This window comes from Catellatospora paridis (genome assembly GCF_009720365.1).
GTDB classification, from domain to species: domain Bacteria; phylum Actinomycetota; class Actinomycetes; order Mycobacteriales; family Micromonosporaceae; genus Catellatospora; species Catellatospora paridis.
On the sequence record NZ_ML769314.1, the window covers coordinates 109,934 to 131,696 of the forward strand.

Annotated in this window: 15 protein-coding genes; 10 read left to right on the plus strand and 5 right to left on the minus strand. The window is 71.4% G+C overall.

Annotated features, from left to right (window positions below):
• Positions 1 to 74: 74 nt before the first annotated feature.
• A complete protein-coding gene (locus F9C41_RS09630; RefSeq protein WP_155386361.1) occupies positions 75 to 350 on the minus strand; it encodes a dsRBD fold-containing protein in 276 nt (91 codons plus the stop codon).
• Between the two features lie 97 nt (positions 351 to 447).
• Between F9C41_RS09630 and F9C41_RS09635 the strand changes: the two genes are divergently transcribed.
• Complete coding sequence (locus F9C41_RS09635; RefSeq protein WP_155386362.1) at positions 448 to 1,419, plus strand: quinone oxidoreductase family protein; 972 nt, start codon at positions 448 to 450, stop codon at positions 1,417 to 1,419.
• A gap of 1 nt (position 1,420) precedes the next feature.
• On the opposite strand, the gene F9C41_RS09640 is transcribed toward F9C41_RS09635, so the two are convergent.
• Complete coding sequence (locus tag F9C41_RS09640; protein ID WP_196279699.1) at positions 1,421 to 2,188, minus strand: carbohydrate-binding protein; 768 nt, start codon at positions 2,186 to 2,188, stop codon at positions 1,421 to 1,423.
• Between the two features lie 211 nt (positions 2,189 to 2,399).
• Here F9C41_RS09640 and F9C41_RS09645 point away from each other — a divergent pair, with 211 nt between their 5' ends.
• Complete coding sequence (locus tag F9C41_RS09645; protein ID WP_155386364.1) at positions 2,400 to 3,623, plus strand: YncE family protein; 1,224 nt, start codon at positions 2,400 to 2,402, stop codon at positions 3,621 to 3,623.
• Here the strand turns inward: F9C41_RS09645 and F9C41_RS09650 are convergent.
• Positions 3,598 to 4,923, minus strand: coding sequence for a hypothetical protein (locus F9C41_RS09650; protein WP_196279700.1), 1,326 nt, complete (start codon positions 4,921 to 4,923; stop codon positions 3,598 to 3,600). The genes F9C41_RS09645 and F9C41_RS09650 overlap by 26 nt on opposite strands.
• Positions 4,924 to 4,982: 59 nt before the next feature.
• Here F9C41_RS09650 and F9C41_RS09655 point away from each other — a divergent pair, with 59 nt between their 5' ends.
• Both F9C41_RS09655 and F9C41_RS09660 read left to right on the plus strand, forming a co-directional pair.
• Positions 4,983 to 6,650, plus strand: a complete 1,668-nt coding sequence (locus tag F9C41_RS09655; protein WP_155386365.1) for a hypothetical protein — start codon at positions 4,983 to 4,985, stop codon at positions 6,648 to 6,650.
• Positions 6,651 to 6,831: 181 nt separating this feature from the next.
• Entirely contained in the window at positions 6,832 to 8,382 is a 1,551-nt protein-coding gene (locus tag F9C41_RS09660; protein ID WP_155386366.1) for an AMP-binding protein, read from the plus strand.
• Positions 8,383 to 8,417: 35 nt separating this feature from the next.
• On the opposite strand, the gene F9C41_RS09665 is transcribed toward F9C41_RS09660, so the two are convergent.
• Together F9C41_RS09665 and F9C41_RS09670 are read right to left on the minus strand one after the other, a co-directional pair.
• Positions 8,418 to 9,596 (minus strand): macrolide family glycosyltransferase, encoded by a 1,179-nt coding sequence (locus F9C41_RS09665; protein ID WP_155386367.1) that lies wholly within the window; start codon positions 9,594 to 9,596, stop codon positions 8,418 to 8,420.
• A gap of 82 nt (positions 9,597 to 9,678) precedes the next feature.
• The gene (locus F9C41_RS09670; RefSeq protein WP_155386368.1) at positions 9,679 to 10,287 is read right to left on the minus strand and encodes a GNAT family N-acetyltransferase; all 609 of its coding nucleotides are present in this window, start codon (positions 10,285 to 10,287) and stop codon (positions 9,679 to 9,681) included.
• A gap of 88 nt (positions 10,288 to 10,375) precedes the next feature.
• Between F9C41_RS09670 and F9C41_RS09675 the strand changes: the two genes are divergently transcribed.
• The 6 genes from F9C41_RS09675 (at position 10,376) to F9C41_RS09695 (ending at position 21,721) form a co-directional block, all read left to right on the plus strand.
• Positions 10,376 to 11,755: a pyridoxal phosphate-dependent decarboxylase family protein gene (locus F9C41_RS09675; RefSeq protein ID WP_155386369.1), complete on the plus strand. Its 1,380-nt coding sequence runs from the start codon at positions 10,376 to 10,378 to the stop codon at positions 11,753 to 11,755.
• Positions 11,752 to 12,738 (plus strand): phosphotransferase, encoded by a 987-nt coding sequence (locus tag F9C41_RS09680; protein ID WP_155386370.1) that lies wholly within the window; start codon positions 11,752 to 11,754, stop codon positions 12,736 to 12,738. Before F9C41_RS09675 ends, F9C41_RS09680 begins: the two co-directional genes overlap by 4 nt.
• Before the next feature lie 78 nt (positions 12,739 to 12,816).
• Positions 12,817 to 13,569, plus strand: coding sequence for a polyphosphate--glucose phosphotransferase (ppgK, locus tag F9C41_RS09685; protein WP_155386371.1), 753 nt, complete (start codon positions 12,817 to 12,819; stop codon positions 13,567 to 13,569).
• 59 nt (positions 13,570 to 13,628) lie between these two features.
• On the plus strand, positions 13,629 to 13,751 hold the full coding sequence (locus F9C41_RS41760) for a hypothetical protein (RefSeq protein ID WP_269058907.1): 123 nt from the start codon (positions 13,629 to 13,631) through the stop codon (positions 13,749 to 13,751).
• A gap of 94 nt (positions 13,752 to 13,845) precedes the next feature.
• On the plus strand, positions 13,846 to 14,244 hold the full coding sequence (locus F9C41_RS09690; protein ID WP_155386372.1) for a hypothetical protein: 399 nt from the start codon (positions 13,846 to 13,848) through the stop codon (positions 14,242 to 14,244).
• Positions 14,245 to 15,274: 1,030 nt separating this feature from the next.
• Positions 15,275 to 21,721, plus strand: coding sequence for an RHS repeat domain-containing protein (locus F9C41_RS09695; RefSeq protein ID WP_155386373.1), 6,447 nt, complete (start codon positions 15,275 to 15,277; stop codon positions 21,719 to 21,721).
• Positions 21,722 to 21,763: the final 42 nt, after the last annotated feature.

Consider the following 21,763-nt stretch of genomic DNA (forward strand, 5'->3'; position numbering starts at 1 on the left):
GAGCGTAAAAGGGCCGCAGGCCCCCAGCGCAGCCGGGCACCACCCCGCGGAGCGCCCCCCGACGAACCGAGACCTCAAATCGCCGGATCACCCCCGTGCACATTCGTCTCGACCTCGTCCGCGGCAGCCTCCAAAAGCCGGTGCGCCAACCCCGACAGCGCCCGAGCCCCCGCCATCTCCTCACCGATCGACGCCCGCGGCCGATCGACCGGATTGCGCCGGGCCTGCCCCTCAGCGGTCAGCAACCGCCCCGACGGCAGCCGCATGGACGCGATCGCCCTGGTCAGATCCGCGTCCTCCTCGTACCGCAGCTCCACCATCCAGGTCGTGGTCATCGTCGCGGTGGTCATGACGCGCCTCCTCCCGTTCCTGCGATGCTGCTCTCATTGTCCCTCCGCAGGCGTGCCCCGACCCCCGCATCCGGCCCCGATGAGGCAGGCTCGGACCATGCAGGCTGTTCAGATCACGCAGTACGGCGGGTCCGAGGTGCTCACCCCCGCCGACGTCGACCTGCCCGTGCCGGGTCCGGGTCAGGCGGTCGTCGAGATCGCCGCGACGGGTGTCAACTTCATCGACGTGTACCACCGCATGGGCCGCTATCCGACGCCCCTGCCGTTCATCCCCGGGGTGGAGGCCGCGGGCCGGGTCGTCGCGCTGGGGCCGGACGTGACCGGGGTGGCGATCGGCGACCGGGTCGGCTGGGTCCTGGCGCCCGGGGCGTACGCGCAGGCCGCGGCCGTGCCCGTGGACCGGCTGGTGCCGCTGCCCGACGGGGTGTCCGACGAGACCGCGGCGGCGGTGCTGCTGCAGGGCATGACCGCGCACTTCCTGACCCATGACGTGCACCCGGTGCGGGCCGGTGAGACGGTGCTGGTGCACGCGGCGGCCGGCGGCATGGGGCTGCTGCTGACGCAGCTGGTCACGCACTTGGGCGGCCGGGTGATCGGCACGGTGTCCACGGAGGCGAAGGAGCACCTGGCCCGGAACGCGGGCGCGGCCGAGGTCATCCGCTACGACCAGGTCGACGATCTGGCGGCGCAGGTGCGCGCGCTGACCGGCGGCGAGGGCGTGGCCGCCGTGTACGACGGCGTCGGCGCGTCCACGTTCGACGCGAGCCTGGCCTCGCTGCGGCGGCGCGGTGTGCTGGCCCTGTACGGTGCGGCCAGCGGCCCGGTGCCGCCGGTGGACCCGCTGCGCCTGATGTCGGCCGGCTCGGCGGTGCTGACCCGGCCTACGCTCGGCGACTTCGTGGTCTCGCGGCAGGAGCTGCTGGAGCGGGCCACCGACGTGCTCGGCTGGGTCGACGCGGGCACCCTGCACGTGTCGATCGGCGGCCGGTATCCGCTGGCCGAGGCCGCGCGCGCCCACGAGGATCTGACCTCCCGGCGTACCACGGGCAAGCTGCTGCTGATTCCGTGAGCTACTGGACGACCTCGAGGTAGTCGACGTTCGGGCCGCCCTCGCGGCTGGCGGCGGTGGCCCGGACGGTGTTCGCGCCCGCGGTCAGGGTGACGGTGACGGTGACCGTGTTCCAGGCGTCCCAGCTGGGCGTCGGGTCGAAGCGGACACCGCGGTGCACGGTGCCGCCGTTGACGCTGATGTCCATGGTGCGGCTGCAGCAGCCGGCGTTGGCGAAGCGCAGCCGCAGCGTGGCCGTGCCGGCCTTGCCCGGCACGCTCCACTGCAGGTATCCGCCGGCGGTGTTGTCGAAGTCGATGAAGCCCGAGCCGCTGTAGCCGGTGTGGTCGTCGGCGGTGCGGGCCTGGGACCGGCTCGCCGACTCGGCCTCGTGGCGTGTGGTCCGCGGCGCGGCTGGCGGCGGCGGGGCGGCCGGGGACGGCGAGATGGCCGGGGACGGCGTGGCGGCCGGGGACGGCGACGAGCCTTCGGCCCGCGGGGCGGCCGACGCCGACGCGGTCGCCGCGGGCCGGGCCGCGGGGGTGCGCGGTGCGGGGGTGTGCGCCGCCGGGGCGTCCGGGTTGATCGGCGCGACGACGGGCGCGGCGCTCGGCTGGTCCTCCCACGGCAGCGCGTCGTTCCAGGTCGCCGGCCGGTGGACGGTGGTGAGGATGAGCAGGATCAGCGCGGCGGTGAACACTGCGGCTGCCACCAGCGGCAGGGCGCGCAGCCGTTCCAGCAGCGGTACGCGAATCCGCCGCCGGCCCTCGTACCCGAAATCGTCCTCCACCGCCGGATGCCTGCCGTCTCTCGTCTGCCGTCTGCCGTCTGTCACGGTTACGAGCGAGAAACGTAGTGGGCGGGTGCCTGTCGCGCACCGGCCGCTCGGTCAGCAAATCCGGAGCCGACGGTCAACCCGGCCCGCCGTGCGGCTCTCGGGCCACTCCGTATCGATCGTCGTCGTACGGGAACCGGGGTCCGGTGCGGTGACTCGACCGGGCATGACGACGAGACGTGATGTGCTGGCCCTGCTCGGCGTGGGCGCGGCAGCGGCGCTGACCGGGTGCCGTGCGGCGGCGCCCGCGGCGGGGACGGGCGTGCCGGACCTGCTGCTGGTGCGGGCCGAGGGCGGGCTGACCGTGCTGCGGCCGTCCGGGATGGAGCGGATCGGGGCCGGTCTGGCCACCCCGGACGGCGCGACCGTGTACGCGGCCGCCGCGGCGGGCGTGGACACCGAACTGACCGCGATCGAGACCCGGACCGGGCAGCGCACCGCGGGGCCGCGGCTGGCCGGGGCGTGGACGCCGCGGGTCGTCTCCGCGGACGGGCGGCTGGTGGCGTTGGCCGCGCCCGGCTCCGGCGAGGTCACCCACGTGCCCTCGGGCCGGGCGCGCACCCCGCTGGTGGTCGCGGACACGGCCCGTGAGGTGGCCCGGCTGGAGCTGCCCGGCAACATCGTGCCGGACGCGTTCTCGACCGGCGGCGAGGGCCTGTTCGTGCTGGACTGGCTGCCCGCCACCGCGCCGGACCGGTACCGGGTGCGCCAGGTCGACGTGGCCACCGGCCGCAGCTCGGCGCTGCTGACCCGGGTGAAGTCGCCGGTCCCGCCGGGGGCCGAGGAGGAGATGAGCGGCGAGGGCCGGATGGCCGTGTACGCGCCGAACCGGCAGGTCCTCTACACCCTCTACACGCATCAGCCGGACCACCGGCACACCCGCGACCTGATCGCCGGTCGCCCCGGCGGCGTGCACGCGTTCGTGCACACGTTGCACCTGGCCGAGCAGTGGGCGTTCTGCGTCGACCTGCCCGCGCCGTTCGGCGAGGGTCCGGGGGCGGGGCACGCACTGACGATGTCGCCGGAGGGCGGCGAGTTCTACGTGGCCGACGTGACCAGCGGGCGGTTCGCGGTCGTCGGGACCGAGCAGCTCGCCGTCCGCGAGACCGTCGACGGCCCGAAGGGCGTGGGCGTCGCGTTCGCGGCGGCGACGTTCCGCGAGGTGCTGGTGGCGGTCGGCAGCACGGTGCACGTGCTGCCGCGCGACGCCGCGCCGGTGTGGCGCAGCTGGGACGCCGGGGGCGTGGTGCGCGGCCTGGGCGTCAGCGCCGACGGCAAGCGGGTGTACACGGCTCTGCCCGACGCCGTGGCCTGGTTCGACGCCGCGACCGGGCAGCGCCTGGGCACCGTCGCCGTGCCCGGCCTCAGCGCCCTGGACCGGGTCCTGTGACGGACGGCGATGCGTCGGTGGGCCGGGCTCCGGCCTGCTGACGCGGCCGCCGGGCCCGGCCGAACGGGGGGATCCGGGCGGCGACCAGGGCCAGCAGCCAGGCCGGGGCGAGCAGCGCCGTCAGCGCGGCATACCAGGGCAGCCGCCAGGTCCACGACGGGCCGGTGGCGGCGGTGACGTCGCCACCGGTCCACGGCCGCGCCGCCAGCGACCAGGCCAGGAACGCGTCGCCGACGGGCAGCGCGCCGCCCAGGTAGCGGCGTCGACCGTCCCACTGCACGGCCAGCCCGGCCGCCTCGGCCAGGCCGGTGAGCGCCGCGGCCGCCGGGGCGTCGCCGTAGACGACCGCGTCGCCGAGGGCGACCGCGCTCGCCGACGTGCTCAGCCCCCACAGCAGGGGCCCGGAGTCGACGTCGCCCGCGAGGTCGACGCCGCGCGGGTGCTCGCGGATGCCGGGCGCGCCCGGCACGGTCGAGGCGAACTGCGCGCGGAAGGCCGCCCAGTCGCGGGCGCCGACCGCCGGGTCCACCTCGCGCAGGAAGCGCAGCACCATCACCTGCGAGGTGGCGCGCGCGCCGCTGGTCGGCTGTCCGGTCGCCGGGTCCACGGTGTGCGGGAGCAGCCCGGTCGCCGGGTCGCGGCGGGTGTCCGCGGCGGCCAGCCAGTCGCGGACCAGGCCCGCGCGGTCGACACCGGTCAGCGTGCCCGCCAGCCGCACCGCGGCGATGCCCACGGCGCTGTCACAGGGCCAGGCCTGCCCCGGGTATGCGGTCAGGAACGGCGACCCGGTCGTGTCGAGCTGCCGCCGGAACGCCGTGGCCAGCGCGTCGGCGTCCGCGGTCAGCCGGGCCCGCTCCGGCGCGTCCGGCCCGTCGAGCGCGACCACGCCGCCTCGCAGCCAGGTGGCCCAGCCCTGATAGAACACGCCGTACGGCGGTTCGAGCGAGGCGTCGAAGACCGCGCTGCCCTCTGCGGAGTCCACCTGGGACAGCGCCCAGCGCGCCTCGGCCAGCGCCCGTGCCCGCAACTGCGTGCTGCGCGCGCCGACGTCGAGCCAGGTCAGGCCGTAGAGCGTGTAGCTGAAGAACCATCCCTCGGGGAACAGCTGCTGCATCCGCGCGGCGCTGCCGCCGTCGAGCGCCTCGCGCTGGAAGGCCAGGCGCGGCAGCGCGTCCGCGACGATCTCCGCGTCGGTGCGCGCCAGCGGGCTCGCCGCGTGCAGCCGGGACACCTCGATCCCCGCCAGGCCGGTGAGCGCCAGGACGAGCAACACGAGGAACGACCGCACCAGCCTGCGCATCGGGTGATCGTAGACGGGCGTGCATGCGTAGCGTCGTCCCGCGGGCCTACTATCAGTCGGTGACCCAGGGTGTGGAACCAGTGGACCTGTTGCGGCTCATCGGATCCGCGGCGCACGACTACGACAGCATGGACGGGCTGGAGCAGGTGCTGCTGCCCGCCGACGGCCTGCATCCGCTGGCCGCGCAGCTGGTCGCGCCGATCCTGGCGTTCGCCGCGGACCCCAAGACCCGCCTGCCCGACCAGCTGCTGATGCTGGTCCGCGAGCTGGCGGCGCACCCCGACGGGGAGCCGGTGCGCCAGCAGTTGCGCGCCTTCACCGTCACCCTGCGTAGCCTGTCCGATCTCGACGACCACAGCGTCGTCGAGGAGTCCACCGCCCTGCTCGGCTGGTGCGGCCCCGATCCACAGCTGTCGGCGGTGCTGCTGGCCCGCGCCCGGGACTACGCCGACGACTATCGCCGGGTCACCCCGCTGGTGACCGCGGCGCAGCTCGACCCGGCCGCCGCGGCGGGCTGGCTGCCGGAGTTCCTCGATGCGTCGCGGTCGTCCACGGTCCGGGTCGCGGCGGTGCTGGCGATGCGCGAGTCCGGACTGGCGCCCACCGCGCAGGCCGCCGCGGCGCTGGCCGCGGGCTGGTCCGCCGATCCCGACGCGCTGCGCTGGACCACCCGCCGCGGCAGGCTGGCCGACCTGGTCGAGTACGCGGCGGGCGGCGACGCGGGGCGCGACGCCGAGCTGCTCACCGCGATCGCGCGCGACGGCCAGGCGCAGGCGCGCCGCGACGTCGCGCAGACCCTGGCCGACCGCGCCGCCGGGCAGCGCCTGCCGGTGGAGCTGCAGGCCCTGCTCTGCTCGTTCCTGGACGACCCGGAGGAGCGGGTGCGCCGCTGCGCGTACCGGGCCGTGGTCGCCGACGACGCGCTGACCCGCCGCCAGGCCGACTGGCTGGCTGACGCGGTGGCGCGCGGGGCCCGCATGCGCCGCTCGGCGCTGGACGCGCTGATCCGGGTCGGTGACCCGCGCTGGCGTGTGCACGCCGAGGATGCGCTGCGCCAGGGCTGGACGCCGCCGCGACTGCCCGGCGCGCTGGCCGAGCTCCCGCCGCCGGACGAGTCCCTGCGGGGGGCGGTGCTGGGCCGGGTGGTCGCGCTGGCGACCACGATCGACGTGAACCGCTCGCCCAAGGCCACCGCCAAGGAGCAGCGCGAACTCGTGGGACTGCTGCGGGTGCTGGGCGCCGCCGCCGACTCGGCGGTGGTCGGCACGCTGGCCCGGCACCTGGCCCAGATGACCTGGCCTGCCCGGCTGTGGGTGGCCGAGTTCCTGGCCGAGGCGGGCCGCGGCGACCCCGAGGTGCTCGACGCGATCGGCGCGATGGCCAACGGTGAGGTCATCTACCTGCGGCTGCTGTGGCTGGCCGGGGGCGACGACGCGCCGCTGCGGGCCGCGATCGCGGTGGCCCCGCGCCGGGACGTGCTGGCCGCGGTCGCCGCGGCCGAGGTGTTCGGCGACGCCGACCCCGACGTGGCGGCCCGCCTGCGCGAGATCCGGGACAGCGACGCCGACGTCAAGGACCGGTTCGCGGCCGCGGGCGCGCTGTGGGAGCTGACCGGCGACCCGGCGGAGGCCGTGGCGACGGTCCGGGAGGCGCTGGACGCGCCGTGGCTGCGCACCCGGCAGCGCGCTCGGGAGCTGGCCGACCAGCTCGGACTTGAGCACGCCTGACCGGGAAAGCGCTCCATAGCACAGTTCCGACCCGCTGGCGTCCACTGAGGAGACATATGCATCTCGATTGTCGACGAATGGTTGCGATCTCGTAACCAGCGCTATGGTGCCGGTTCGGAAGCGCGCCATGTCAACGTCGCCAGTGCGCCCAGTGATCGGTCGAGCCACGGGAGTGTCCGCGATGGACCAGCGCGACCAGGAAAACTACGCGGCCCAGGCGCTCGCCGTCTTCGAGGGATACGGCACGGCCGAGGCGATCGTCTACGGGCCCCGCCGGCTGACCTACGCCGACCTGGCCACCGGGATCCGGGACATGGCCGCGACGCTGTACGAGCACGGCGTGCGCTCCTCCTCGGCGGTCGGCATCCTGGCCGGCAACCCGCCCGAGTCGATCCAGGTGCAGTTCGCCCTGCACCTGCTCGGCAGCCGCTCGGTGTGGCTGGCCCCGAACGCGCCCCCGCAGCTGTGCGCCGACTACCTGGCCCTGGCCGACGTCGACGCGTTCGCGTACGACGCGCGCACCCACGCCGCACTCGGCGAGCAGCTCGCGTCGGGGGCGGGCGACCTGTCGGTGTTCTGCTTCGGCGCTGGCGTGGGCATCGACCTGGCCGCGCCGCGGCGGCCCGGCGCGCCGCAGCTCGGCCTGCCGCCGTCGGTGCGCGAACCGCAGTCGCTGTTCCAGACCGGCGGCACCACCGGCCGGCCGAAGCTGGTGCACCACCGGCACGCCTTCTTCAAGGCGGTGCAGGCGGTTGCGGCCAGCTACCAGGTCACCGACGGCCGCCCGCTGCGGCACCTGGCCGTGGGCGGGTTCTGGCACTCCAGCCAGCAGGTCGCCGCGATGATCACGCTGTTCACCGGCGGGGTGCTGGTGCTGCACGACCGGTTCGTCGCCGAGGACTTCCTGGCCACCCTGGAGCAGGAGCGCATCACCAGCGCCATCCTGCCGCCGCCGATGCTCTACCAGGTGCTCGACCACCCGCGGCTGGCCAAGACCGACACCGGCAGCCTGCTCACGCTGTCCTGCGCGGGCAGTGCCGCCGCGCCGACGCGCCTGGCAGAGGCCGTCGAGCGGTTCGGGCCGGTGCTCCGCCCGGTGTACGGCATGAGCGAGGCCACCTTCATCGCCGCATATCCGAACCTGGCCTACGACCCGGCGCATCCGGAGCGGCTCGGCTCGTGCGGGCGGCCCTACCCGGGGGTGCGGGTCGAGATCCGGGACGATCGCGGTGCGGTCACCCCGACCGGGGAGATCGGCGAGGTGTGGGTGTCGGCGGCGCTGATGACCGCCGGTTACTGGGGGCAGGCCGAGCTGACCAGCCGCACCATCGTGGACGGCTGGCTGCGTACGGGCGACCTGGGCCGCGTCGACGCCGACGGCTACCTGTTCCTGGTCGACCGCCGCAAGGACATGATCGTCACCGGCACGACGTCGACCAACGTCTACTCCCGCACGGTCGAGGACGCGCTGCTGCGCCACCCGCAGGTGCGGGCCGCCGCGGTGATCGGGGTGCCGCACCAGAGCATGGGCGAAGCGGTCTACGCCTTCGTCGTCCCCGCCCCCGACGCCACCGTCACCGCTTCCCAACTGCGCGAATGGGCCGTCGCCGAACTCAACGAGCTCTGGGCCCCCTACGCCGTCGAGTTCATCCGCGAACTCCCGCTGACCGACGTGGGCAAGGTCGACAAAAAAGCCCTCCGCGCCCGCCGCGTAGCCGGCGCCACCGGCTGAAGGAAGGGGCGCAAGGCGCGAGCCGGGCGGTGGGGTCAGGGGAGAGTGGATTCGATGAGGTCGGCGGCCAGCGGGGCGCCGCCGTAGGTGCGGATCTCGGCTTGCAGGCGCGTCAGCGCTTCGGATACGCCATGGTCGGTGGTCAGGTTTTCGACGGCGGCGCGGAGCGCGTCGGCGGTCGGGGCGGTGGAGTCCAATGGGCGGCCGACGCCCAGCTCGGCCACGCGCAGCGCGTTGACCTCCTGCTCGGGAGTCTGCGGCACGGTCAGCATCGGCACCCCGGCCCGGATCGCCTCCAGGATGCCGCCCATACCGGCGTGCGTGACGAAGGCGGCCGCGTGCGCCAGCACGTCCAGCTGCGGCACGGTCGCCGCCACGGTCACGTTGCCGGGCACGGGACCCAGCTCGGCGGGGTCGGTGCGCTCGCCCACGGCCAGCACGGCCTGCCAGCGCGTGCCGGCGAACGCCTCGACGCAGGTGCGGTAGAAGCCGGGCAGCCGGTTGTAGACCGTGCCGAGCGAGATCAGCACGACGGGCCGGTTCGGGTCGGCCGGCGCCCACCGCTGCTGGAACGGCCGCGGCCCGGTGCACGGCCCCACGAAGTGGCACCGCTCGCCGAACGTGTCCGCGCGGAACTGCATGAACCGCGGATACAGCAACAGCTGCGCCGAGGGCTGGAAGGCGCGGACCGCGTCGGGGTCGACGCCCTGGGCGGCCGCGTACGCGTCGAGCTGCGCCTGATGGTCGGGCATGCCGGGGCGGGGGGTGACGGTCAGCGCCAGGTGCCGGGCGATGGACCAGTGCTCGTTGGCGGCCTGGAAGCTCTGGAACTGCACCGCGGGCAGGCCGTCGCGGATCGCGATGAGCCGCCCGGCGAGGCTCTGCATGCCGAAGACCATGAGGTCGGGGCGGTCGTCGCGGAAGTACGGCGCGAGCTGCGGCAGGGTGGCGCGGGCCTCGCCGAGGAAACCCTCCCGCACGGTGGCGATGTAGTCGGCGCGGTCGGGCCGCCGCAGGTCGCGGTCGCTTTCCGCGGGCAGGCTCGAGGTGTACGGCACCACCAGCGCGCCGGTCGCCGCCACCGCCTCGGCGCGTGCCGCCACGGTGGCGTAGCCGACCCGGTGGCCGCGCCGGACCAGTTCCGCCACGATCGGCAGGGTCGGGTAGACCTCGCCGACCGTCGGCGCGTTGACGAAAGCGATGTGTCGGCCCATCCGCACAGCGTCGGGGCGGCGGCAGGTCCGCTCAAGCGACCATCGGACCGTCTACTGTGGCGTAACGGTCGATGGACGTCGATCAGACCTTGAGGCCGAGGTAGGTCAGCGGGCCGGGGTCGGGCACGTCGACGACGTGCATGCCGATCCGGTCGTAGAAGGCCCGCGCGGCGGTGTTCTCGGTGGCCATGCCCAGATGCACCGCGGGCACGCCGGCCTCCTGCAGGGCCAGCACGAGCCGGCCGATCAGGGCACGGCCGTGGCCCTGCCGCTGGTGCTCGGGCAGCAGGTCGATGTGCAGGTGCGCCGGGTATGCCGCGAGCGCGGGCACCACCATGCGCTCCGGCCGGTGCAGCAGGTGCCGCATGACCTCGTCGCCGTCGCGGGGCTCCGCGCCGTCCAGCGGCGGGTAGCGGTCGGCCACCAGCGGCAGCCACTCGTGCCGGAACCGTTCCGCGAACGCCTCGGTGTCCCCGGCGGCCAGCACGTATCCGACGGCGTGGTCGTCGGCGTCGGCCAGCACGAAGGCGAACTGCGGCTCCAGGTGGGCGTACGGGAGGGCGAAGATCTCCGGGAGGATGCCCGGGTCGCGGTAGTGCGGCCGGGCGTCGCCGCCGTGGTGCGCGGTGCGGATGCAGATGTCGTACACCGCGTCGTGGTCGCTCGGCCGGTACGGACGGATGATCGTCATGCGTGGCAGAGTACCTGGAAGCGCTCCCACGTGCGCCCCCGTCGATCGCCTTCGCACAGGCCGGGGTCCGATGTAGCAGAGTGCAGGTATGACCGCACGCCCCGAGGACTACGCGCCCGCGCTCGATCACGCCGTCGCCCATACCCTCGCCTGGCTGGCCTCGCTGCCGGACCGCCCGGTGCGGCCCCGCGCCGACGCCGACGAGCTGGCGGCCGCGTTCGGCGGCCCGATGCCCGACGGTCCCACCGACGCGGCAGAGGTCGTCGACCAGCTCGCGCGCCAGGCCGAGCCCGGCCTGATGGCGATGCCGTCGGGACGCTTCTTCGGCTGGGTCATCGGCGGCACGCTGCCCGCCGCGCTCGCCGCCGACTGGCTGGTCAGCGCCTGGGACCAGAACGCCACGCTGCGGTACGCCACGCCCGCCGTCGCCGCGATCGAGGAAGCCGCCGCGGCCTGGGTGCTCGACCTGCTGGGCCTGCCCGGCCACGCCGACGTCGGGTTCGTCACCGGCGCGACCATGGCCAACTTCACCGGCCTGGCCGCCGGGCGCCAGCACGTGCTCGCCGAGGCCGGCTGGGACCTCGACACGCTGGGCCTGACCGGCGCGCCCCGGGTGCGCGTCATCGCCGGCGCGGAACGCCATGCGACCGTCGACCAGGCACTGCGCTACCTCGGCCTGGGCGCGCCGACCCCGGTCCCCGCCGACGGCCAGGGCCGCATCCGCCTCGACGCGCTCGCCGAGGAGCTGGCCCGCGGCCCCGGGCCGACCATCCTGTGCCTCCAGGCGGGCAACATCCACTCCGGGGCGTACGACGACGTCGGCGCGGCCTGCGCGCTCGCCCGGCAGCACGGCGCATGGGTGCACGTGGACGGCGCGTTCGGGCTCTGGGCGGCCGCCGCCCCGGCCACCAGGCACCTGCTCGCCGGGCACGAGCTGGCCGACTCCTGGGCCACCGACGCGCACAAGACCCTCAACGTGCCCTACGACTGCGGCATCGTCGCGGTCGCGCACCCCGCCGCGCTGCGAGCCGCCATGGGCACGCAGGCCAGCTACCTGGTACGGGCCGAAGCCGGTCCCGCCGACCCGCAGGACAAGGTGCCCGAGCTGTCCCGCCGCGCGCGCAGCGTGCCGGTGTGGGCGGCGCTGCGCTCGCTCGGCCGCACCGGCGTCGCCGACCTGGTCGAGCGGCTCACCCGGCACGCCCGCGCGCTGGCCGACGGCATCGGCGCGATCGAGGGCGCGACCATCCTCAACGACGTCGTGTTCACGCAGGTCTGCGCCGCCTTCGAAGACGACGCCCGGACGCGGGAGGTGACCGCGCGCCTGTTGGCCGAGGGCACCGCCTGGATGTCGGGCTCCCGCTGGCAGGGCCGTGACGTGCTGCGGGTGTCGGTGAGCAACTGGTCCACCGACGACGCCGACGTGGCCGCGTCCGTCGCCGCCGTACGCCGCGCCGCCGCCCGATGAGTGCTCCCGCCGTGCCACCCGCGCACGAGGCCGACAACCGCGCAGGCCCGGTCACCCCCGCCTGGACGCCCGAACACGAGGTCGACGTCGCGCAGGCGGCCGCGCTGCTCGCCGAGCAGTTCCCGGCGCTGCGCGCGGCTCCCGTGACGCTGCTCGCCACCGGCTGGGACAACACCGTGCACCTGGTCGGCGGCGAGTGGGTGTTCCGGTTCCCGCGCCGTGCCGTCGCCCTGCGGCTGCTGGCCCACGAGACGGCGGTGCTGCCCCGGCTCGTCGGGAGGCTGCCGCTGCCGATCCCGGTCCCCGAGCTGATCGGCGTGCCGTCTGCCCGCTTCCCGTGGCCTTTCTGGGGTGCCCGCCTGGTGCCGGGGGTGGAACTGGCCGACACCGGCCTGCCCGACGACCGGCGCACCCGCGCTGCCGCGGACCTGGGTGGCTTTCTCCGCGCACTGCACGACCCCGCCCTGGCCGCGCTGGTCATGGGCGACAGCGATCCGGCGGCGGTGTTGCCGCACGATCCGATGCGGCGCGGGGACCCCGCTGTGCGAGGGCCGCAGGCGCGGGAATGGCTGGCCGGGCTCGCCGCGTCGGGTCTGTGGCAGCCCGACTCGGCCGTGTTCGGGCTGCTCGACGAGGCGGAGCCGCTCGGCCCGGCAGACGGCCCGCCGGTGCTGGTCCACGGCGACCTGCACCAGCGGCACCTGCTGCTCGGCGACGACGGGCGGGCCACGGGCGTCATCGACTGGGGCGACGTCTGCCTGGCCGACCCGGCCGTGGACCTGTCCCTGGCCTACAGCGGCTTCACCGGCCCCGCCCGAGCCGCCCTGCTCGATGCCTACGGCCCCGTCCCGCCCGAGCGCGCGGCGCGGGCGCGGGTACTGGCCGTCAACATCAGCGCCGTGCTGGCCGAGTACGCCCACGCCGAGGGCCGTGCCGCCCTGCTGCGCGAGGCGCTGGCGGGAGTCTCCCGCGCGGCCCGCTGACCTGATCACGCCGTTTTCCGCGGCCGGCTGGTCGCTTGTGGGACGTGAACGCGGGTGGGTGCGGCCTAGACTGGGCCAATGGCGATTCTGGGCATCGACATCGGCGGCTCCGGCATCAAAGGGGCCCCGGTGGACATCACCACCGGCACCCTGGTCGAGGAGCGGTTCCGAGTGGAGACACCGCAGCCGTCCGACGTGACCAGTGTGGTGGCCGCGGTCGCCGAGGTGGTCGCCCACTTCGACGCCACCGAGCGGATCGGGGTCACCTTCCCCGGCGTCGTGCTCGGCGGGGTGACCCGCACCGCCGCCAACGTGGACAAGTCCTGGCTGGGCGCCCCCGCCCGCGACCTGTTCAGCCAGGCCGTCGGCGCACCGGTGACCGTGCTCAACGACGCCGACGCGGCCGGTGTCGCCGAGATGACCTTCGGCGCGGGCCGCGGCCGCAAGGGCGTCACGATCATGCTCACCCTGGGCACCGGCATCGGCAGCGCGATCTTCATCGACGAGAGGCTGGTGCCGAACACCGAGTTCGGACACCTCAAGATCAAAGGTGAGGACGCCGAGGAACGGGCGTCGGCGCACGCGCGCGAGGTGGACAAGCTCGGCTGGAGCAAGTGGGCCAAGCACGTCGAGGAATACCTGCGCGAGATGGAGAACCTGTTCAACCCCGACCTGTTCATCATCGGCGGCGGCATCAGCAAGAAGTCCGAGAAGTTCCTGCCGCTGATCGACATCCGCACCCCGGCGGTGCCCGCGGTCCTGCTCAACGAGGCCGGCATCGTCGGCGCGGCGCTCGCCGCGGCCGGAGCCGAGTTCGCCGGAGGGGCATAGCACCCACCGAGTGGACCGCAGGCGGGCATGAAGACCCGGACGGGAAGGAGCGGCTGCGCATGCGCATCGGAAACACGGAGATCAGACCGGTCGGCGGGGCGTGGGGCTGCCTCGCCATGATCGCGGTCTCGATCCTGCTCTCGGTGATCTGCACGATCGGGCTCAACCTGATCGGCCGGTGACCGGAGTGCGGATAACCAGGCGCGCCAGGCCATCGCCGTTGGACAATGTGCGCAGCACCGGCGCGCTGCCGCCGGTCCGGACCGAGGAGGGGCCGTGGCCTTTCAGGACCGCTTCACCCTGCGCAACATGTACCTCTACCTGGTCTGCCTGATCACCCTCGTGATCTCGATCTTCGCCGCGGTGAACCTGGTCCGCAGCACCGTCGAGCTGCTCTACCCCGACCCCGGCTACTACGGCTACGTGCCCCGCTGCGCCGAGAGCAAGCCCGGTCAGGCATGCACGCCCGCCGAGGAGGCGGCGTTCGCCGTGGAGCAGAAACGCATCGAGAAGCTGACCCGCGACTCGCAGCGCCGCCAGGCGGTGCTGAGCATCGTCGGCTCGGCCACCACACTGGCCATCGCGGTGCCGGTCTACATCTACCACTGGCGGCGTATCCAGACCGAGCTGCCGCCGCGGGTTCCGGCCACGACGGGTGAGCCGCCGACGGCGTGACCGGAGCACGGTCGGCAACTCATGCAGGCAGCAGTAGCACGGTTGCGGCCGGGCGGCTGACATCTTCCCGCCCGCGCCGAACGCCGGATCGACGCGTAGCCCAAAGGAGCCTGTTGATCCGCATTGTCGGTTAGGGCGTTGTTTCCGGTCGGTGTTCGGCATCTCGATTGCCTGATTCGGCCGCGGTTCGACATGCAGTTCACCTCGACGCATGGCAAACCTTCGCGCACTGGATCGTCGCCGCTATGGCATGGAAGCGCCGTGGTAGTCGGTAATAACGATCGAATAACGAAGACAACCATCGCTGCGTCTCAAGCCTGCGAAGCGTCAGTGACGGTCAGTGACGGAGTTGCCATAAGGGGGACCGCCTGTGCGGCGGCTGCCGCCTCTGCGGCCAGCTGCTTGTTCGTACGGTGCGGGGAGCTGTCTTCGAACTTCCTGCGGTGAGCGTCCATGGGTCTCGGGTTCGGTGATACCGACCGCATGTCGGAGCGATGTGGACCGCGAGTGACGATCGTCCCGCCGCCTTACGTGTTATCGCCGCGACCTCCGACTGCACGGGGGTCAGCGAGACGATCCGCGCTTAGGTAGCGTGCGGCGCGCCGGATCTTTCCGGTAGAACCGCTTCGGAGGACGGGGGTCCTATGCGGATCGATGCTGCCTGTGCGCACGTCGAGGCGATGTCATGGTCCGTTCGCGCGGCGACGCCGACCAGGTCGGCCGTCATTGCGCGGTCGCAAAGTGTGTCAGGCGGATTCTGCCGCCGACCAGGGGCCACTCCCACGCGAATCCCATCGCGGTAAGTGGAGCCGAGGCCCGTCCGGGTCTGGTTCCACCGACTCCGTGCCCCTGAATCCTGCGGTTCGCAGCGCATCCGTTCCACACACGAGAGAGCGACGGTCGGCCGTATTCACGGCCGCCGCAGCTCATCCATGCACGCCCTTACGGAGGGGATCACGTGTCACATCCATCGAGCCGGATACCGATCGGTATCCGGCCTGGTTCGAGATCGCGAACCATACAGCGAGGCATGATTGCGGCAGTGGCATCAGTGCTGACCGCGGGATTGCTCAACGCGGCGCCCGCCGCTGCGGAGCCGCCGGCGGAGCGGCTGAAACCACAGGCCGCAGTGTTGGACAAGGACGGACGCCCCGTCTCGGGTCAGGCCTGGTCGCAGCAGCGGGTGAAGGACACCTCTGCGGTTGCTCCCGTGTGGCCGCAGGCCGGGACCGCTCGGGTGGAGCTCGGGGCGGCCGGTGCGCGTTCGGCCGGCAACCGTGGCGTCCGCGCCGGTGGACTACCGGTGTGGGTCGATCGGACCGGCGGCACATCCGGGGATCGGCTTTCACGGCTGGATGTCCAGGTACTGGATCGAGTGCGACTTCCGCAGGCTTGGCGCGACGGCGTCGCCGTACGAGTCACGGCACCAGCCGGTGCAGCAGCGGGTACCGCGAGAGTGTCGGTGGACTACTCCGGTTTCCGGCACGCCTCAGGTGGCCAGTGGGCCTCCAGACTGCGGTTGTGGCGGGTGCCCGAGTGTGCGCTGACGACACCGGCCGCGGTGGCCTGTCAGCCCGTGGCCTTGCGCACCTCCAACGACCTCGCCGCGGGGGTGGCGTCGGCGGAGGTGGCCGTTGAGCAGGCCGGACAGTCGGCAGTGTCGCGGCAGAGCGGTCAGCTGCAAGGCGACGTGCCGCTGGCCGTCGGCCGGGGGTCGATGGTGCTCCTGGCGGCAGGTGGATCCGGCTCGGACGGGGACTTCACCGCTACCAGCCTCGCGCCGTCCTCGACGTGGTCGGCCGGTGGCTCATCGGGTGACTTCTCGTGGCAGTACCCGCTCCGTATGCCGCCGGCAACGGGTCCGACGCCCTCGATCGCGCTGGCCTATGCGTCGGCATCGGTCGATGGCCGTTCCGAGGTGACCAACAACCAGCCGTCCTGGATCGGTGAGGGGTTCGAATACAACTCCGGGTACATCGAGCGTCGGTATGTCCCCTGTATGGAGGACATGAAGAACAACGCCAACAACACCGACAAGACCGGTGACATGTGCTGGCGTTCGGACAACGCCACCATGTCGTTCAACGGCCGCGGTGGCGAGCTGATCAAGTCGGGCAGCACCTGGCATGCCACGTCGGAAGACGGCTCGAAGATCGAAAAGCTGACTGGCGCATCGAACGGAGATGCGGGATCGGCTGCCACCGCCGACATCGGCGAGTACTGGAAGGTGACCACGAACGACGGCACCCAGTACTTCTTCGGTCTGCACAGCCTTCCTGGACAGTCCTCCAACACGAACTCCGTCTCGACGGTGCCGGTGTACGGCAACCACACCGGTGAGCCCTGCCGTGCTGCGACCTTTGCCGCGTCCAGCTGTGTGCAGGCGTGGCGTTGGAATCTCGACTACGTCATCGACGTGCACGGCAACACCATGTCGAACTGGTACGGCAAAGAGACGAACAAGTACGGCAGGAACAACAGCCAGACGGATCTCGTGCAATACGACCGCGCCAGCTACCTGACCCGGATCGACTACGGCACTTATGACCGTACGCTGAGTGAGCACGGTGTGACCGAGCGAAGCGTGGTGCCGTATGCCAAGGTCGAGTTCGAGACGGGCATGCGCTGCTTCACCAACTGCGGCACCGACCAGGCTCCGGTGAAGGAGAACTGGAAGGACACGCCCTGGGACCAGAACTGTGCCAGTTCTCCGTGCAACCAGACCGCGCCCACGTTCTGGACCGGCAAGCGCCTCAAGAAGGTCACGACGTCCGTGTGGGACACCACCGTGACGCCGTCGCAGTGGCAGCCGGTCGAATCATGGACGTTGTCGCACACCTTCACGGCGACCGCCGACTCGACGCACACCGGTCTGTGGCTGGACCGGATCGACCACGCGGGCCTGGTCGGCACAGTGGTCAACATGCCGCCGGTCACCTTCGGCGCGGTCTCGCTGGCCAACCGGGTGCTGACCGAGCATGGCGCCACTGACAACTGGCTGCGGGTCAACGACATCATCACGGAGACCGGCGCGAAGATCAAGGTCGATTATTCTGCGCCGGAATGCACGGCGACGATGGTCGCCGGCCTGACGCCGCACACCAACACGAAGCGGTGTTATCCGGTGCTCGTGCCCGATCCGAATGATCCGTCCGGTGAGACGCTGGTCAAGGAGTGGTGGCACAAGTATCGCGTGGAGCATGTGACCGAAAACGACGTGCAGCTGGTCGACGGTCACCAAGCGGACCCGAAACACACGTGGTACGAGTACACCGAACCACCCGCGTGGCACTACGCCAACGACGACGGTCTGAGCAAGCCCGACCGCAAAACGTGGTCGCAGTGGCGCGGCTACGCTCAGGTGGCGACGCGTTCCGGAAGCAACGCCGCGACGCAGACCTTGACCGTCACGAACTACCTGCGTGGCATGCACAAGGACCGGCTGAACACCTCGGGCGGCGAGAAGTCGGTGATCGTCGGCGCCTCGCTGGGCTCTGAGACGGTCTACGACGAGGACCAGTTCGCAGGTCAGATTCGTGAGCAGGTCGTCTACAACGGCACGGTGGACAAACCGGTCTCGAAGACGGTCAACGTCCCATGGCGCTCCAACGCCCTCGCTTCGCGAACGATCAACGGAGACGTCGCCGAGGCACGTTACGTCAAGACCAAGACCACCTACTCGGCCACCGCGCTGGGGGTCGACGGTGCTCGCGGCTGGCGAGTCAGCCGCGGCGATCAGGACTTCCACCAGACCTATGGCACGGTCAACTGGTCGCAGAACGACGGCGACCTCGCCATGAGCAACGACGAGAAGTGCACGACCACCACGTACAACAGGAACCTGGCGAAGAACATCACGACCACGATGCAGCAGGTCTTCGTGACTGCACTGCCCTGCGGCACGCCGCCGCAGAGCATCGATGACGTGATCTCCGATTCGCGCAGTTACTACGACGGTGCGACGTCGGTCACCGACGTGCCCAAGTATGGCGACGTGACCAAGAGCGAGCAGCTCAAGGACTGGACGTCCGCGGGCGGCACGCAGTGGGAGACCGTATCGCAGGCGACCTACGACGGTTCGGGGCGGACGAAGACGAGCACTGACCTGAAGGGCTCGGTCACGACCACCACGTACACCCCGGCGGCCGGCGGTCCGACGACGAATGTGGCGACGAAGATCACCGCTGCCGGCGCCACGCCCTACAACTGGAGCTCGAACAAGGATCTCAGCCCGTTCTGGGGGGTGGCGACGAAGGAGGTCGATGCCAACGGCCAGGTCACGGTGCAGGCCGTATACGACGGCATGGGTCGCGTCGCCAAGGTCTGGAACACCGGCTGGTCCTACGCCGGCCATGAGACCCAGCCATCCAGCGAGTTCACCTACAACTTCGCGGTGAATCGCGACGGATATCCGTACATCACCTCGAAGACGCTCAATCCGGTGGGGAGCTACATCACCTCGCACCAGATCTACGATGCGTTCCTTCGTCCCCGGCAGACGCAGTCGCCGTCGGCCAACAACGACGGAAGCCGGATCGTCACGGACACCGTCTACGACGAGTTCGGCCGGGAGGCGGCGAGCTATGCGGCCCACGCCGAGCCCGGCGCGCCTTCGGGTGTGCTCTGGTGGGAGCCGGAGTGGTCTCTGCCCACCGTCACCAAGATGGAGTTCGACCGCGCCTCTCGGGGCACCGCCACGGTTCTCCTGTCCGGCGACGGACTGGTCAACCTGGTGGAGAAGTGGCGGACCGTCACCCTCTACGAGGGCGATCTGACGCAGACCGTGCCGCCGGGCGGTGGCACCCCGACGACCGTCATCACTGACATCGACGGACGCGCGATCAAGCTCCGGCAGCACAAGACGCCCGCCGGCCTGGGTGGCGGCTACGACGAGTATCGCTACGAGTACGACCGAAAGGACAAGCTCGTCAGGTCGATCGATCCGTCGGGCAACGAGTGGACCAGCAAGTATGACGCCAAGGGGCGGCAATACGAATCGGTCGACCCGGACAAGGGCAAGTCGAAGACCCAGTACAACGCGTTCGACCAGGTGGAGAAGACCACCGACGGCCGGGGTGAGGTGCTGTGGTTCGTCTACGACGGCCTGGGACGCAAGACCCAGGTGCGAGACGACTCTGCCACCGGTGCCCTTCGCACCGAATTCAAGTACGACAGCCTGTACTCCGGGCAGGGTGGCTTCCGTGGCCAACTGACGCAGTCGATCCGGTACGAGCCGCCGGGCAGTGCGAACGCGTACAAGTGGCAGGTGCGCAACTTCGACGGGCGCTACCAACCGAGCGGTGTCAACTACGTGGTCCCGGCCGTCGAGGCGGGACTGGACGGCACTTACGTCTACGCGTACGAGTACTCGCAGTACACCGGCGCGCCGACCAAGGCCACCATGCCTGGCGGCGGTGGGCTGGTCAACGAGGAGCTGAAGACGGTATACGACAGTGTGAGCGGCGCTCCGGCGCGGCTGAACACGAACATCACCGGGCCGGACGCGACGATGGTCACGGCCTGGTATGACGCCTTCGGCATCCCCTCGATGACGACACTGAAGCTGCCCGGCGGCCTGTACGTCGACAACAGCTTCGAATACTACGACGACACCCGCCGGCTCAAGACCGTCAAGGTGCAGCCGGAGACAGCTGCGGGAACGGTCTCATCGCGCACCTACGACTACGACCCGTCGGGCAACATCACCTCGATCGCTGACGCGCCGCAGGTGGGGTCGACCGACACGCAGTGTTTCGGCTACGACGGCCTGGCTCGACTGACCAGCGCCTGGACGCCGAAGTCGGGGGTGAACTGTTCGGCGACGCCTTCGCTGGCGAATCTGGGCGGCCCTCAGCCCTACTGGCAGGACTGGACGATCGACAGCACAGGCAACCGCACCACCGAGGTGAGCCACGCCTCCGCAGGTGAAACCACGCGGACGTACACCGTTCCGGCCGGAGGGGCGAACGTCCCGCGTCCGCACGCGGTGACCCAGATGAAGACCGAGGTTTCGGGTCAATCCCCGGTCTACACCAACTACAACTACGACAACTCCGGCAACATGCTCTGCCGGCCGTCCGGCAGCGCCGCGAACAACTGCACCACAGGAAGCGGCAGCCAGCAGCTGGCCTGGGATGCCGAAGGCAGGTTGTCCTCGGTCCAGATCGGGTCGACCACGTCGGAGACGAACATCTACGGCGCGGACGGCACCCGCTTGATCCGGCGGGACCCGGCCGGCACGACCTTGTTCCTGCCGGGCCAGGAGATCCGGCGCGAGGGCACGGTCAACACAGGAACCCGCTACTACTCGTTCGCCGGGCAGGTCTGCGCCAGCCGCAAGGGCAGCTCGGCGAACTCGGCGGTGAACTGGCTGTTCAACGACCACCAGGGCACCCAGCAGGTTTCGGTGAACGCCGCCACGCAGGCGGTCACGATCCGCCGGCAGAACCCGTTCGGGGGAGCGCGCCCCGGCGCGACCAACCCGGCCTGGCCGAACGGCAAGGGCTTCGTCGGCGGAGACAATGATCCGACCGGCCTGGTCAACGTCGGCGCTCGCCAATACGACCAGCTGCTAGGGCGGTTCGTGTCGGTCGATCCGGTCATCGACCTCTCGGATCCGCACCACTGGAACGGGTATGCATACGCGTACAACAGTCCGGTCACCCGGTCGGACCCCTCGGGTCTTGATCCGTGCCCCGGCGGTGGCGGCGGCTGCTACTACGACGGCACCACCACCAGGTTCGATGGTGTGACACCTGAGCAGATGGCCAAGGCGCGCGCGGAAAGTGACGTACTGGCGCAGAAGGTCGCCGAGGAGAGGCGCAAGCGCGAGGAGGCCGAGCGCAAGAGGCGCGAATGCCAGGCGAACTTCTGGTGCAGGACCAAGTCGCGCGTCACTGATGCGGCGAGCGCTACCTGGGACTGGGTGGTGGACCACCGCGGGATGCTCGCCACCGTCGCAGCCACTGCCGGCTGCTTCATCCCCGCGGTGGGATGGGGTCTCTGTGCGGCGTTCCAAGCAGGGGCCTTCGCCATGCGCACCGACCAGAAGATCCGGGACGAGGGCGGCTGGGAGAAGAACAAGAACTCAATCATCATCGATGGAGTGATCACCGGTGCCACGATGGGGCTCGGGGGTCTGGTCAGGAGCGCACAGTTCGGCACCACCGCCGGTATCAAGGGTGCCTATCTGCCCGGTTACATGGAGAAGCCAGCTTCTCTGCTCGGGAAGGTGCCAGGGTTGCGGGGCGTCGCACCGAAGCTCACCGAGTTCGCCAAGCGCGCGAAAGACGCGCAGCTCGATGACTGGACGAAACAGACCCTCGGGGAGGGTAAGATCACGAGCCTGATCAATGTGCCGTCGGCGATCGCGATTCTGGGATTTACCGTTCCGATGACCGGTGTCAAGCAGGCGATTGACCCGGTGAACATCCTGGAAGATCCGTTAGGGTTCCTCTCGAACATCGTGTCCGTCTAATCGGAGTGATTCCGGGGGCCGGTGCTCACCGGCCCCCGGAAT

What these genes read in the sequence shown, in the direction of transcription:
- F9C41_RS09695 (WP_155386373.1), top strand. Translation starts at nt 15,275, where the DNA reads ATGATTGCGGCAGTGGCATCAGTGCTGACCGCGGGATTGCTCAACGCG.
- F9C41_RS09670 (WP_155386368.1), bottom strand. Translation starts at nt 10,287, where the DNA reads ATGACGATCATCCGTCCGTACCGGCCGAGCGACCACGACGCGGTGTAC.
- F9C41_RS09645 (WP_155386364.1), top strand. Translation starts at nt 2,400, where the DNA reads ATGACGACGAGACGTGATGTGCTGGCCCTGCTCGGCGTGGGCGCGGCA.
- F9C41_RS09650 (WP_196279700.1), bottom strand. Translation starts at nt 4,923, where the DNA reads ATGCGCAGGCTGGTGCGGTCGTTCCTCGTGTTGCTCGTCCTGGCGCTC.
- F9C41_RS09630 (WP_155386361.1), bottom strand. Translation starts at nt 350, where the DNA reads ATGACCACCGCGACGATGACCACGACCTGGATGGTGGAGCTGCGGTAC.
- F9C41_RS09680 (WP_155386370.1), top strand. Translation starts at nt 11,752, where the DNA reads ATGAGTGCTCCCGCCGTGCCACCCGCGCACGAGGCCGACAACCGCGCA.
- F9C41_RS09660 (WP_155386366.1), top strand. Translation starts at nt 6,832, where the DNA reads ATGGACCAGCGCGACCAGGAAAACTACGCGGCCCAGGCGCTCGCCGTC.
- F9C41_RS09665 (WP_155386367.1), bottom strand. Translation starts at nt 9,596, where the DNA reads ATGGGCCGACACATCGCTTTCGTCAACGCGCCGACGGTCGGCGAGGTC.
- F9C41_RS09675 (WP_155386369.1), top strand. Translation starts at nt 10,376, where the DNA reads ATGACCGCACGCCCCGAGGACTACGCGCCCGCGCTCGATCACGCCGTC.
- F9C41_RS41760 (WP_269058907.1), top strand. Translation starts at nt 13,629, where the DNA reads ATGCGCATCGGAAACACGGAGATCAGACCGGTCGGCGGGGCGTGGGGC.
- ppgK (WP_155386371.1), top strand. Translation starts at nt 12,817, where the DNA reads ATGGCGATTCTGGGCATCGACATCGGCGGCTCCGGCATCAAAGGGGCC.
- F9C41_RS09635 (WP_155386362.1), top strand. Translation starts at nt 448, where the DNA reads ATGCAGGCTGTTCAGATCACGCAGTACGGCGGGTCCGAGGTGCTCACC.